The organism is Novosphingobium sp. Gsoil 351 (assembly GCF_009707465.1).
Classification (GTDB): domain Bacteria; phylum Pseudomonadota; class Alphaproteobacteria; order Sphingomonadales; family Sphingomonadaceae; genus Novosphingobium.
The window spans coordinates 2276315-2289858 of sequence record NZ_CP046120.1; the positions used below are offsets into that span (position 1 = coordinate 2276315).

The following is a 13544-nucleotide window of genomic DNA, read 5'->3' on the forward strand; positions in this document are numbered from 1 at the left end:
CAACTTCATGACTATCCGCACGGTGGCGCTGGCCGCCAGTCTCCTGCTCGCAGGCACGGCAATGCTCACGCCAGTCGCCTCAGCTCAGCCCGCAACGCCGCCGCAGCCGCTTGCCAAATCAGTGCCCAGCGACCTGCCGCGGACTGCACGCCCGCTGCACTATGCGATCGCGATCGAACCCGACGCTGCCAACCTGACCTTTGCCGGCCAGAGCAGCGCCGAGATCGAGGTTTTCGCCGAAACGTCCGAACTCTTGCTTCACGCAGTCGACCTAAAGATTGCCGAGGCCCGTCTGGTACCTGCGGCGGGGGGCGTGGCGATCCCGCTCAAGATCGCGCTCGACGAAGGCAACCAGCTTGCCCGCTTCGCCGCGCCCTCGCCGATCACGCCGGGCCGCTACACGCTGACCACGCGCTATTCCGGGACAATCTACACCCAGGCCAACGGATTGTTCGCGCTAGACTACAACGACACCGCTACCGGCCAACCGCGGCGCGGGCTGTTCACCCAGTTCGAGGCACCTGACGCGCGCCGCTTCGCGCCGCTGTTCGACGAGCCCAGCTACAAGGCGACCTTCGACCTTTCGGCGATCGTGCCGGCGGCGCAGATGGCGGTCAGCAACATGCCGGTCGCGCGCGAGGAGCAGCTGAGCGGCGGGCGCAAGCGGGTGACGTTTGCGACCAGCCCGAAGATGTCGTCGTACTTGCTGTTCTTCGGGACCGGCGATTTCGAACGGATAGCGCGGAAGGCGAGCAACGGCACCGAAGTCGGCGTCGTCGTGCCGCGCGGCAAGATTCCCCAGGGCGGCTACGCGCTCGATTCGCTGGCCGAGCTCGTCCCCTATTATTCGGACTATTTCGCGCAGCCCTATCCACTGCCGAAGCTCGACGAGGTGACCGGTCCCGGCCAGTCGCAGTTCTTCGGGGCGATGGAGAACTGGGGGGCGATCTTCACCTTCGAGTATTTCCTGCTGAACGATCCCGCGCTGACCAGCGCCGCAGGCAAGCAGAATATCTACACCGGGGTTGCGCACGAAACTGCGCACCAGTGGTTTGGCGATCTGGTGACGATGGCTTGGTGGGACGACTTGTGGCTCAACGAAGGCTTCGCGAGCTGGATGGAGACCAAGGCCAGCGACCACTTCAACCCTAGCTGGAACGCGCTGCTCGACCGTGTCGGTGGGCGCGAGGCAGCGATGGGCCAGGACGGTTTCGTGACCACCCATCCGATCGTCCAGAAGATCCGTACCGTCGAGGAAACCAACCAAGCCTTCGATTCCATCACCTATTCCAAGGGCGAGGCGGTGATTTCTATGCTCGAGGCCTATGCCGGGCCGGACATTTGGCGCAGCGGCCTTCGCGCCTACATGAAGGATCGTGCCTATGGCAACGCGACCACGCAGGACCTTTGGCATGCGGTGGAGGCGGCGGGCGCGCCGGGCCTCACTGCGATCGCTAGCGATTTCACCAACCAGCCGGGTATCCCGCTGGTCCGCGTCGCCGAGGCGCGGTGCGTCGGAGGGCATACCCGGCTGGTGCTAGAACAGAGCCAGTTCAGTCGCGACCGCAAGGCTGATGTCGCCGCGCAGCCGCTGCGCTGGCGGGTGCCGTTGCTGCTGACGCCGCGGGGGGGCAAGCCGACCCGCATCGTGCTCAAGGATGGTCGCGCCGAAGCGACCGTGGCGAGTTGCGCGCCGGTCGTCGTCAACGGCGGCCAGCTGGGTTATTTCCGCACGCTCTATCCCGCCCCGACGCTCGCCGGCCTGACCAAAAACCTGTCCAGGCTGGCGCCGATCGATCAGCTCGGTCTGGTGAAGGACAACCTCGCGCTGTCTCGCGCCAGCTATCAGCCGATGACTCCGGCGCTCGATCTGCTGGCAGCGGTTCCGGTCAAGGGCGATGCGACGGTCGCCGCCGGCGCCGTCGACGAGTGGGGCAAGCTCTACGACAGCCTCGCCGCCGAACCGGCGGAGCAGGCGCGCCTCGGGGCGCGGATCGCCCGTCAGTGGCGCCCGCGGATGGTCGCGCTCGGGTTCGAGCCGCGCACCGGCGAGACCTTGCCGCAGGCGCAGCTGCGCGCCGGCCTGATCGCCATGCTGGGCAAGCAGGGCGACCCGGCGGTCGTCGCCGAGGCCCGCCGCCGCTTCGCCCGGCTCCCCGCCGACCCGCGTGCGCTCGACGGGCCGCTCAAGACCGAATGGTTGCGCATCGTGGCGGGCAACGCGACCCGCGCCGAATGGGACGCGCTGGCCGCGCTGGCCAAGTCGAGCCCCGCTCTGGTCGAACGCTCGACCTATTTCGGGCTGCTCGGCCGCGCCAGCGATCCGGCGCTGGCGCAGGCCACGCTCGATCTCGCGCTGACCGACACGCCTCCGCCGACGGTGCGCGCGGCGATGGTCCGCGCGGTCGCCGAAGGACACGCCGACCTCGCGTTCGGATATGCGATGGCGCACCGCGCCCAGATCGAGGCCCTGGTCGACGATTCCTCGCAGGCGAGCTATTTCGCTGGGCTCGCCTCCACCGCGCAGGATCCAACCACGCTGACCGCGCTTCAAGCTTATGGCGCGGGCCTCAAGCCCGACCAGCGCAAGCCGGTGGCCCGCGTGCTCGGCCAGATCCGCCAGCGCCTGGCCGATACCGCCGCGCAAGTTGCGGGGACCAAGGCGTGGCTGGCCGGCAAGAGATAACGCGGAAGGGTGCCCGAAGTCAGTCTGGCGCGGGGAGCATTCGCGCGACTATGTCCTGCTCATCGTCAAACAGGATGTGCTTGAGCACCGCGACGATGTGCAGCGTGACGAGCCCCATCATCAGCCACGCCAGATTGGTGTGGACGAAGTGCGCGGGTCCGGCCGATGCCTCGCCGCGCGGGACCGGCAGGAACGGCACGGCGAACGGCCCGAAGCCGAATGCGTCCCGATCGTGGTCCGCTGAGGTCATCCACCAGCCGCTCAGCGGGAGAACGAGCAGCAGCACGTAGAACGCGGTGTGGGTCGCGCGCGCGGCCCACCGTAGCGCGGGCGCTATGGTCGTGGGCAGAGGGGGTGGCCTGTGGCTCAGGCGCCAGCCGGTCCGGACCAGCGACAGCGCCAGAATGATCATCCCGATCGACTTGTGCAGGCCGATCGCCGCTTGCGCCCTGTCGGTATCGTAGGCCGCGCCATACCAGCCGATCGGGATCGTCGTCAGGACCAACGCCGCGATTCCCCAGTGCAGCAGAATCGCTGTGCGCGAATAGGTCGAGCAAACGGATCCGGCCTGGTTTCCCATCGCCCTATGGTGCGGCGCGATCAGCGCCACCGCAAGCCGTGGATCGCGACGGCTGCCATCGCCGTGCTTGGATTAGGTTCCTTGCTGCGAGCTTGGACTATTCCGCAATCTCCGCGCCGACCACCGCGTCGCACGAATCGATGAAGTCGGCGATGACGCCGTTGGTCCAGCCGAACCCGGTCTGCGGCGCGTACTCGCCCCCGCGCCGACTGCGCCGGCCTCGACATCGTATTTCTCATAGACAAGGCCATGGCGCCGGTAGGTCTGGTCGACGGTTGTCACCCACCGCCGCACGATCTCGCGGGCGAGCGCGCCATGGCCGTAGCGGCGCAGGCCGGTGACCGCGATCCACTGCAGCGGGGCCCAGCCGTTGGGCCTATCCCACTGCTCGCCGGTTTCGACGAGCGTCGTCCGCAGGCCCCCCGGGGCGAGGAAATGGCCGCGGACGCATTGCGCGATCGCATCGGCTTGGACTTGCGTGGCGAGTCCGACCAAAGGGGCGCCAACGCGGCGGCGCTGGGCTGCGGCCGGCGTTGGTCGTGGTGGAGATCGAGATCGGCGAAGAACCCGCGCGATCCGTCCCAGAAATGCCGTTGGATCGCTGCTTGGCGGTCCTGCGCCCGCCTTGTGTAAGCGGGGGCATCGGTATCGCCGCTTTGCGCGATCGCCGTTTCCAGCCCAAACAGGAATGCGTTGAGATCTACCGGAGCGATCGATGTAGTCCGGATCGAGGAGAGCGAAGAATCGTCCAGCCAGCGCGAGGAAAAGTCCCAGCCGCTCTCCGCTCCGGCCCGAAGGTCGCGATAGACCTCTCGCGCTGGCCGGTCGCTTGCGGCGGCCGTCGCGATATCCTCGCGCCAGCTCTCGTCGCGTGGGGTGCCGCTCGGATCCCAGTAGCGGTTGACGAGGCTGCCGTCGGCCAGGCGCGCCACGTGGTTGCAGCGTTCGCCCGGCCCGATGTCATCGGCCCCTTCCATCCACCAAGCATACTCGCGCTTCATCGCGTCCAAGCGGCGAAGCGCGACATCGGGGCGACGATCGTCGAGCAGCGCGACCATCATGTGGAACAACGGCGGCTGCGAACGGCCGAGGAAGTAAGTACGCGCGCCATTGGGGACGTGACCGTGCTCCTCGATGAGATCGGTCATCGCGTCGACGATGCCGTTGGCGAGTTCCGTCTCGCCATCGCGCACGAGACCGAGCATCGTGAAGTAGCTGTCCCAGTAGTAGATTTCGCGAAACCGCCCGCCCGGCACGACATGACGGTGGCGGACCGGCAGCGCCGAGGAGTAAGTAGCGCCGTCTGCCGGATCGCGCGCAAGATCGGACCACATGGCGCGGATGTGGTCGCGCAACGACACCGCGGGATCGGCCGATGGGACGGTGGCTCCGGCTGTCGAGGGAGGGAGATTGAAGTTCGCGGAAACGAACCGCGCCAGCGCCTCGTCGTCGTTCGGCAACTGCCGGAAATCCGCCATGATCGCACCAATCGAACGTTTCGGGACTGCATCGACGAAGGTTTTGCCGTCGGCCAGGATGTCGCGCTCCTGCACCGCGGCGAGCAGCGGCCCGTAAAGCTCTTGGGGAGTGGCCTGGGTCTTGGTCACCCGACGAGTTGCTTGGCAAAGAAGGCTGCTTGCGCAGCTAGGGGCGTCGTCGGTTTCGGGGCATTCGATCCAAGCCCAAAAGGCGTGCATCATGCCTTCGTACACGCGCAGATCGGTCTGCACCCCCGCGCGGCGCAGCGCGAGGTCGGCGAGCACGGTCTGGCTGAGCAGCTGGTCGCGCGTGCTGGTCATCACCAGCATCGGCGGCAGGCCCGAAAGATCGCCGTAGATCGGCGACAACAGCGGGTTCGTCCGTTCGGTCCCCGCGCTGTAGTCCGCCAGGGTGTCGGGGGCGGAGCGATCTGCCAGGATCGAAGGCAGGAACGCTTCGCAATCGCCAGCCAGCGCAAGGTCGCCGCTGCCCGAGAAGAACCCGGCCGCTGCGGGCATCGGCAGTCCTTCGGCCCTGATCCGCGCCAACAACTGCAGCGTCAGCACCGCGCCAGCCGAGGTGCCGTAAATCCCGACCGATCCGGGCGACCGCCGCGCGAGCGCATCTCTGTAAACCGCCAAGGCATCGTCAACTGCAGCGGGGAACGGGTGCTCGGGGGCCATGCGGTACATGACCGATACCACGGGGATGCCCGTCATCCCGGCGATCGGGATGGTTTCGGTAAGCGAGCCGGAATCGACCATGAACCCGCCGCCGTGGAAGTTGATCAGCAGGCGCTGTTCTGCCTCGGCATCGAGGCCCCTGCGACGCACCAGCTTCACCGCCACGCCGGCGATGCGCGCCTTGGCGACGTCCACCCCGTAACGCTTTGCGCGCCCCTTGTTCAGAGGACGCAAACGGAGCGCCGCGGCCGTACGGATGGCCTTGCGGGTCACCGGGTTGCGCATCAGCGAGGCGGTCATTTCGGGCGCCGGGTTTGCCGTCAGCATCGGGGTCATCACCGCTCGCGCTTCCGCGCTGACCGTCAGCGCGAAGGGCGGTTGCGGCGGCTTCGCGCCAGTCATCGGCCTCAGCTTCCGAAGCGGTAGCCGACACGCACCCCGTACATCCGCGGCTCGCTGTAGGTCAGGCCCACCGTGCCGGTGCTTCCGGCGTATTGGTCGAGTACCCCGACCGGCTTCGTCTCGTCGGTCAGGTTGTTGACGAACACGCCGATGTCGAGCGGGCGGCCGCCGACGTTGCGCCAATCGAGGCTGGCATTGAACAGCCCATAGGCTGGGAGGAAGCGATAGAACGAGGAATTGGTCTGCGCGGTCGACGACTTGCTTTGATGGACGTAGTTGATCCCCGCCCGAAGATCCCCCGTCGAACCCAGCGGCAAGTCGTAGCTCGCGCCCAGGGAGAACTTGTGTTTCGGTGTGTAGGGAAACGGCGAGCCGTTAAGGATCGCGCCGGCGCTGGCATCGGCAACCTTGGTGTACTTCGCGTCGATGTATGAGTAGCTGCCAGTGAGGGTGAGGCCAGTCACCGGGACGATCGCGGCGTTAACCTCTAAGCCCTGCACTTTGCCTTTGGCAGCGCTGCGCGTGACGTTGAGCTGGGCTGGCCCGGTCGGCAGGTTGACGGTCTCGACCGTGGTCCTTTGAATGTTATCGTAGATACCACGGTAGGCGGCGACATTGAATCGGCCCGCAAGACCGCCCAGGTCGAACTGCGACTTCAGCCCGATCTCGACGTCGGACAGTTTCTCTGCCGGGTAGAACCGGAATGGCGACGATGCCGGAACCGGACCGTTGAACCCGCCCGACTTGTATGCGTCGCGTGCGGTCACATAGACGTGGACGTCGCGCGAGACGTCGTAGTCGAGCGTCGCGGTGTAGCTCAGATAGTCGTCATCGACCGAGCCCGTGGTTGCCGTCGGAACGCCGATGGCCGTCGACGAGAAACTGTGCTCCCAGGTGTAGCGCAGTCCGCCAGTGACGCTGAAACCTTCAAGGGCCGGCGCGACCCGACCGAGCTCGAGCGTCGCCTGGGCGAACACCGCCTCGCTACTGTTCTCGGCGTCGAATATCGCCGACAGCGTCGGCACCAACGTTCCCGCCGGGAAGAAGGTGTATTCCGCGATGCCTGCCGGCAGCTTGGTCTTTTGCCGATCGAGGAACCCGCCGAAAGTGAAGGTCAGCGCCTTGTCGAACGCGGTGCCCTGGAGCTGGAGTTCTTCGGTAAAGAAGGTCGGTGCCAAGGTCGGTACTCGCCCGCCCTTGAAGAGGCCGGGGTTCGCCGGGTTGACCTGGCTGGTCTGGCTCGAGAGCGGATTGGCAGTGGCGTCGTAATCGTACCCGTAGATCGTCTTGAGCTCGGAATAGCTGATCACGTTCTTCAGCTTGAGCGCGTCGCTTAGCTCGAAGGTCGCCTGGTTGATGATCTGCCAATAGCGCGTGTCGGAAAACTGGTTGAGGTTGTAGGAGACACGGCGCGGCCCGCGCGCGGCCTGATCGGCGACCGCGGTCAGCATGCTCGGATAGAAGAACGCCACCGGCAGGAAGCCGAGCCCAAACGCGCTCGCGTCGAACCCGGCGGCGGGGTTGAAAGCGCCGAGCACGGTGCCGCCCCCGTTGGTGTGCGAGTTGTAGTAGCGCCCGACGGTGTAAATCTCGATCCGGTCGGTCGGCCGCACGGTCAGCCCGACGCGGAAGCTCTCGTAAGCGAGGTTGTCGTAGTCCTTGCCGTTGAAGAACGGCCCGACGTCCTTGGTGTAGCCATCGCGCCGCCCGACTTCCCCAGCGACACGCAGCAGGAGAGTGTCGGGCACGATTGCCACGTTGACCGCACCCTCCATGCGGCGGTCATTGTAGTTGCCGTATTCGGCGCGGACGTAGCCGCCGTTGCCGTTCTGCGGCTTCATTGGCTCAAACAGAATATTGCCGCCGGTCGCGTTCTTGCCGAACAGCGTGCCCTGCGGGCCGGCCAGCACCTGCACGTTGGCGAGGTCGTAATAAGTGCCGACCCGACCGTCGACGTTCACCGAATTGGGCACTTCGGCGAAGTAGTTGACGACGCCCGGGGTAGAGCCGAACGCGGGCCCTTGGCCGCGAAGCGCGAAGAACGCGAACTCACGCGGATAGCCGCCGTTGATCGTGAACAGCGAAGGCGTGTTGTCGGCGAGCGACGTGCGGTCAGTGATCGCCTTGGCCTGTAGCGTCTCGGCCGTATACGCGGTGACCGCGATCGGCACATCCTGCAGGTTCTCCTCGCGGCGGCGCGCGGTGACGACGATGTCGCCCAATGCGCTCAATTCGTCATCTGCGCCTGAAACGGAATCCGTGGGCGCGGTCTGAGCCAGCGCCATACCGGGCAGAGCGCTGCCGCCGAGCGCAAGGACGACGAGAAGTGTGGAGCGCTTCGAGTTCACTAATCCCTCCCAAGGGTGCATGCTGTGCGATTGACCGCCTAATCACACATGATTGGTATCGATGTCAATAGCCCTTGTGATGCGAGGCATTCCGTGTATCCTTTGGCGGCAAGGCAGGTCTGCTATCGATAGCAGATGGGAGCGAGGATGATCGATCCGCGACAATTCGCTGACTGGGTTAGCGGCGAGGCGAAAGCCATGTTCGTCGCTGACGCCTTACTCGCCTCCGCGCCCGCGGAGCTCGCGGATCTGCGGCTGCACTACGGGGCCTACAATCGCCGGATGCTCGACGATGCCGTGAAGGCGTTCGCGGTCGAAATCGCTGAGCGCGAGATTGCCGGTGTCGTGGCCCACGTCGTGACACCGGCTGGCGGAGCGACCGACGAACGCGTCCTGATCTGCCTGCACGGCGGGGCCTTCATGTGGGGCTCTGGCGCAGGCGCGCTGCTCGAGGCGGTGCCCGTGGCGGCAATCACCGGTATGGAGGTGATTGCGGTCGACTATCGCCTGGCGCCCGAACATCCCTATCCGGCGGCGGTCGACGATGTGCTGGCGGTGCATGCCGATCTCCTGAGCCGGTTCGAGCCATCTGCTATCGGCCTCTACGGTTGCTCGGCGGGTGCCATGCTGACTGCGCAGACGGTCGCGCGGATGGTAGTCGAGGGCCGACCGACGCCTGGCGCGATCGCGATGCTGCATGGGGCTGGGCTGGACTTCGCTGGCGATTCGGCCGCGACCTCGTCCGCCTTCGCGCTGCGCGCCAACCCCGGCCCCGCACCGTCGGCCGCCCAGCTGCCCTATTTCGCCGGCGCCGACATGGACCATCCGCTGGTGCTTCCCGGCAACCACCCGGGAATCCTCGCAAGGTTCCCGCCCAGCCTGCTTGTCTCGGGCACGCGCGACTTCGCCGCCAGCGCATGCTCGGTGATGCACCGCCGACTGCTATCTGCGGGGGCGGAAGCCGGCTTCGTCCTCTTCGACGGGATCTGGCACGCGCACCATATGGCGGTCGGTCTGCCCGAATCGCGGGAGACCTTCGCGCTCCTCGACCGCTTCTTTAAAAAGCACCTGCGGTGACTAGGCACCGGAATTGTCCGTCAGCCGCTGCTCTCGCGAACGACCAGCTCGACCGGGAGCTGCTCCGAGCTTCCGTCAGCGGTGCCTTCGACGAGCCCGACGATGGCCCGTCCGAGCGCGCGGCCGGCGGCGGCGCCATCCTGACGGATCGAACTGAGCGGGGGCCGATGGGCCGAAGCGATGGGCGCGTCGTCGAAACCGACTACCGCGACGTCGCGGGGCACGGTGAAGCCACGCGTCGCGAGCTCGTCGGAGGCGCCCGCGGCGATGAAATCACTTGCGGCGAAGATTGCGTCGAACGCGGTGCCGCCCGCGATCGCCGCGCCCACCGCCCTCGCGCCCGCTTCGGCGGTGAACGCGCAAGGCAACACGCCGGCGAGCATCGCCGCGCTCGAGGCCAGGACCTCGCGGCACCCCGCCAGCCGTGCGGCGACTTCCGGGTGCTGGTTGTCGCCCAGGAACAGCATCCGGCTGCGTCCCTTGGCCACCAGATGCTCGGCAGCGAGCCTGCCACCGGCGTGATTTGCACTGCCTACGACCGGGATTTTGACTCCACTGACCGGCTCTCCCCAGGCGACCATCGGCAGTCCGAACGCCTCGATCTGCGCCAGCCGGTGGCCGCCCTCGCCCTCGCCGAGCATGACCACCCCGTCGGCGCCCATCGCGCTTGCGGCGAGGAAGTGCTCGTTGGTGGTCAGCAGCATCGCGTAGTCGGCCGGCGTCAGAGCCTCGAGCAGGCCGCCGATCATCGCGAGCAACAGCGGGTCTGCGATCGGTCGATCACCGCGGTCGAGCTGCTCGATCACAACCGCGATCGTGCGCGAACGGCGCGTCCGCAAACTGCGTGCAGCGACGTTGACGCGATAGCCGATCTGCTTGGCCACCCGGGTGACGCGCTCGCGCACCTCGGGGCGAACCAGCTCGCTCCCGCGCAAAGCTCGCGAAACGGTGATCTTGGACACGCCGGCCAGTTCGGCGACCCGCTCCATCGTTGGGCGTTCCGCAGGATCGCCGGGCTTGTTCATCGTGCTACTCGCATCGGGAAAGAGCCTTCAGGGATTGGCGAAGTAGCGGCCGACCAGGCGCGCGACCAGATCGAACGACCGGCCCACCGCGGGAATGCCGATCGGAAGAAACAGGAAGCCGTGCGGCAGGCCGGGGAGGCGCATGGCCAGCGTCTCGACACCCGCCGCGACAAGCGCCCGCGCGTAGCACTCGCCGTCGTCGCGCAGCGGGTCCTCGGACGCGGTCAGCACGATCGCCGGGGCGAGGCCGCGGTGGTCGGTTGCGCGGAGGGGCGAGACCAGGGGATCGCCGATGTCGCCGCCGCCGAGGTACAGGTCGCGGCAAGCTTCGAGATAGTCGCGAGTCAGCCCGGGGGCCGCCACATCGTCGATCGACGGCAGGGTGAAACCCATGTCGGTTACCGGATGGACCAGCAGCTGGAACAACGGCTGCGGCTTGTCCGCATCGCGCAGCCGCAAGGCGATCGCGGCGGTCAGGTTCGCGCCGGCGCTTTCGCCGCCCAGCGCGATGCGCGCCGAGTCGCAGTCCAGCGCCTCCGCCTCGCGTCGCGCCCAGGTGAACGCCGCGGCGGCATCTTCGAGCCCGGCGGGAAATGGATGCTCGGGCGCCAGGCGATAGCCGACGGCGAGCACCGCGCACCCGGCACGCGCTGCAATGTGGCGGTGCATTGCATCGTGGGTATCGAGGTCTCCGAGCATCCAGCCGCCGCCGTGGAGGAACACCAGCAGCGGCAACCGGGCCTCGGTCGTCGGCCGATAGAGCCGCACCGGCACGCCGTCGGCGTCGAAATCGCGGACCTCGGCGAGCTGGGTGCCCTGCAACCCCGCCGCGGCAGCCGTCATGCCCGCCCGGATCATCGGAACGATATCGGCCGTCAGCGCTGGCATCGGTGGCGGTACGCCCAGCGCTGCAGCAATGTCGCTATCAAGCATGGCTCTCGTTTCTCCTCCGATGACATCGTTATCAATCAGAAGAAAAGGCAATACAAGTGGGCCAGCGAGAAATGACGATGAGCGACCCAGCCGCCGCTGAAGCCCCGGTTGGCTTTGCCGACGACGGAACGTCGCGTCGACTTTTTCTGGGCGTTTCCGGGCTCTATCTCGCGCTTTACCTGCACTACGGTTTCTTCGCCTTCATTCCGTTGTGGCTGAAGCATACCGGTGCCGCGCCGGGCGAGATCGGGGTGTTGCTGGCGATCCCGCTCGTGCTCCGCCTGCTGACTGTCGCGCCGTTTTCGGCCTGGGCCGGGCGCCGCGGGCGGGTGCGCGATTCGATCATGGTCACGGCGATCGTGTCGGCCGCGATCATAACGCTGCTGCTCGGTCAGCCGGGCTATGCGGGCCGGGTCGCAGTGGTCCTGGCCTTCTCGATCATGTGGGACCAGCTGCCGGTGCTGACGGATGCCTATGCGGTGATGGCGGTGCGCGCCAAGGCGCTGGATTTCGGACGGATGCGCGTGTGGGGCTCGATCGCGGTGGTGATCTCCACCGCGTCGGCGGGGTGGGTTTTCGGGTTGACCGGAATCGAGGCGCTGCCGCTACTCGTCGCCGTGCTGCTGCTCCTGCCCGCAGCAGTCGCGCCATTGCTGCCGCCCGACCGGCAGATGGCGACGGTCGAGCCCGGCACCACGGGCAACTGGCGCGACGTGGTCGCCGACCGCAAGCTGATGCGGGCGATGGTCGCGGCCGCGATGATCATGGGCAGCCACGGCGTGCTGAGCAGCTTCGGTGCGATCCAGTGGAGCGAGCGGGGCATCTCGACGGGGATGATCGGCCTGCTCCAAGCGCTGGCGGTCAGCGCCGAGATCGTCGCGTTCTGGTTCGGGTCGAAAGCGCTTGGGCGCAGAGATCCGAGCCTGCTGATCTGCATCGCGGCTGGCGCGGCGACGTTGCGCTGGATCGTGATGGCGAACAATCCCGGCCTCGGGGTGCTGGTCGCCGCGCAACTGCTCCACAGCATCACCTCGACCGGCGCGATCCTCGGCACGATGCTCGTCATCGCCCGGCGGGTGCCGGTGCAGACGAGCGCCGCGGCGCAAGGACTCTACGCGGTGCTGCTCGGTCTCGGGCTCGCGGTAACCACTGCGGGATCGGGGCTGCTGTGGTCGTGGGGGATATCGGTCGCCTACCTGGCCATGGCCGCGCTGGCGGCGCTGGCGATCCCGCTGGCGTGGCCGACAAAGACGCCGGCGGCCGTCTTGTCGCCTTCAGGAGCGGAAGCATGAACAAACAGACCTACGGCCTGGCATTCCTAGTGGCTGCGGTCCTGGCTGCCCCTGCCTTGGCGCAGACGGCGCGGGCTGCACCACCCGACATGATGGCTTGGACCGTGCCCGAGACCGTCAGTCCCGAAGGACGGGCGGCGGTCGCGGCATTGGCCAGCGCGCCATTGCCCAATCCGATGCCGCCGGTCGCCATCCAGCGGCAGATGATCGGCGCGATGCAGGACGCGATGGGTGCCGAACTCCAAAAGCGCCACGGCGCCCGCGTCGAAGCAGCGACGATCGCCGGGGTGCCCGTGCGGATCGTGTATCCCAAGGGCATGACCGCGTTGGGCCGCGGGCCGGTGCTGCTCAACCTCCACGGCGGTGGATTCCAGGTCGATTCGGGTTCGCAGACCGAAACGATCCCGATCGCCGCGCTGACCGGCTTGCCGGTGGTCTCGGTGCTCTATCGCCTTGCGCCCGAGCATCCCTATCCCGCCGCGCTGGAGGATGCGCTGAACGTGTATCAGGCGCTCGAGCATGATCGCGCGCCCTCGCGGATCGCGGTCTACGGCACCTCGGCCGGCGCCGTCCTCGGTGCCGAGCTGATCGCAAAGCTGGCCAGCCTCAAGCGGCCGATGCCTGCGGCGCTGGGCTTCTTCTCGGGCAGCGCGGACATGAGCGTCAGCGGGGATTCGGAATCCTGGATGCCGCTGCCAACCGGCGAGAAGACGCTAGCCGCTGCGATTGGCGCCTATATCGGTACGACTCCCGTTAAGGACCCGATCCTCTCCCCCATTCACGGCGACCTCGCAGGCTTCCCGCCGACCCTGCTGGTCAGCAGCACCCGCGATTCCTTGCTAAGCGGGACGTCGATCTTCGGTCGTGCCTTGCTCGAGCAGGGCGTCGATGCGCGCCTCGTCGTGCTCGACGGGCTGCCGCACGCCTTCTGGGCCTACATGGACGTTCCGGAGACCGCCCAGGCGAATGCGTTGATGGCGAAGTTCCTGAAACGGCGGCTTCGCGCGCGCTGAGCACTAAGGCGAGTGACCGCTGCAGG

8 protein-coding genes and 1 pseudogene are annotated in these 13544 nt (G+C 67.1%); 4 read left to right on the top strand and 5 right to left on the bottom strand.

Annotation, left to right across the window (positions count from 1 at the left end):
• The first annotated feature begins 7 nt into the window (after nt 1–7).
• Nucleotides 8–2686 carry a M1 family metallopeptidase gene (locus GKE62_RS10960; protein WP_230206641.1) on the top strand — a complete coding sequence of 893 codons (2679 nt, stop codon included), beginning with the start codon at nt 8–10 and terminating at the stop codon, nt 2684–2686.
• 19 nt (nt 2687–2705) lie between these two features.
• On the opposite strand, the gene GKE62_RS10965 is transcribed toward GKE62_RS10960, so the two are convergent.
• The 3 genes and pseudogenes from GKE62_RS10965 to GKE62_RS10975 all read right to left on the bottom strand — a co-directional run bounded on the left by GKE62_RS10965 (nt 2706) and on the right by GKE62_RS10975 (nt 8178).
• Entirely contained in the window at nt 2706–3266 is a 561-nt protein-coding gene (locus GKE62_RS10965; RefSeq protein WP_154692279.1) for a cytochrome b, read from the bottom strand.
• Between the two features lie 97 nt (nt 3267–3363).
• A pseudogene (gene treF / locus GKE62_RS19005) lies at nt 3364–5830 on the bottom strand (alpha,alpha-trehalase TreF).
• A gap of 5 nt (nt 5831–5835) precedes the next feature.
• Entirely contained in the window at nt 5836–8178 is a 2343-nt protein-coding gene (locus GKE62_RS10975; RefSeq protein ID WP_195908347.1) for a TonB-dependent receptor, read from the bottom strand.
• A 147-nt stretch (nt 8179–8325) separates the two neighbouring features.
• Here GKE62_RS10975 and GKE62_RS10980 point away from each other — a divergent pair, with 147 nt between their 5' ends.
• Nucleotides 8326–9255, top strand: coding sequence for an alpha/beta hydrolase (locus GKE62_RS10980; protein ID WP_195908348.1), 930 nt, complete (start codon nt 8326–8328; stop codon nt 9253–9255).
• Nucleotides 9256–9275: 20 nt separating this feature from the next.
• Here GKE62_RS10980 and GKE62_RS10985 read toward each other — a convergent pair whose 3' ends face one another.
• The gene (locus tag GKE62_RS10985) at nt 9276–10280 is read right to left on the bottom strand and encodes a substrate-binding domain-containing protein (RefSeq protein WP_154692282.1); all 1005 of its coding nucleotides are present in this window, start codon (nt 10278–10280) and stop codon (nt 9276–9278) included.
• A 27-nt stretch (nt 10281–10307) separates the two neighbouring features.
• Nucleotides 10308–11213, bottom strand: a complete 906-nt coding sequence (locus GKE62_RS10990) for an alpha/beta hydrolase (protein WP_154692283.1) — start codon at nt 11211–11213, stop codon at nt 10308–10310.
• Between the two features lie 77 nt (nt 11214–11290).
• On the opposite strand from GKE62_RS10990, the gene GKE62_RS10995 reads away from it, so the two are divergent.
• Nucleotides 11291–12505: an MFS transporter gene (locus GKE62_RS10995; RefSeq protein ID WP_195908349.1), complete on the top strand. Its 1215-nt coding sequence runs from the start codon at nt 11291–11293 to the stop codon at nt 12503–12505.
• Nucleotides 12502–13518: an alpha/beta hydrolase gene (locus GKE62_RS11000; RefSeq protein WP_154692285.1), complete on the top strand. Its 1017-nt coding sequence runs from the start codon at nt 12502–12504 to the stop codon at nt 13516–13518. Before GKE62_RS10995 ends, GKE62_RS11000 begins: the two co-directional genes overlap by 4 nt.
• Nucleotides 13519–13544: the final 26 nt, after the last annotated feature.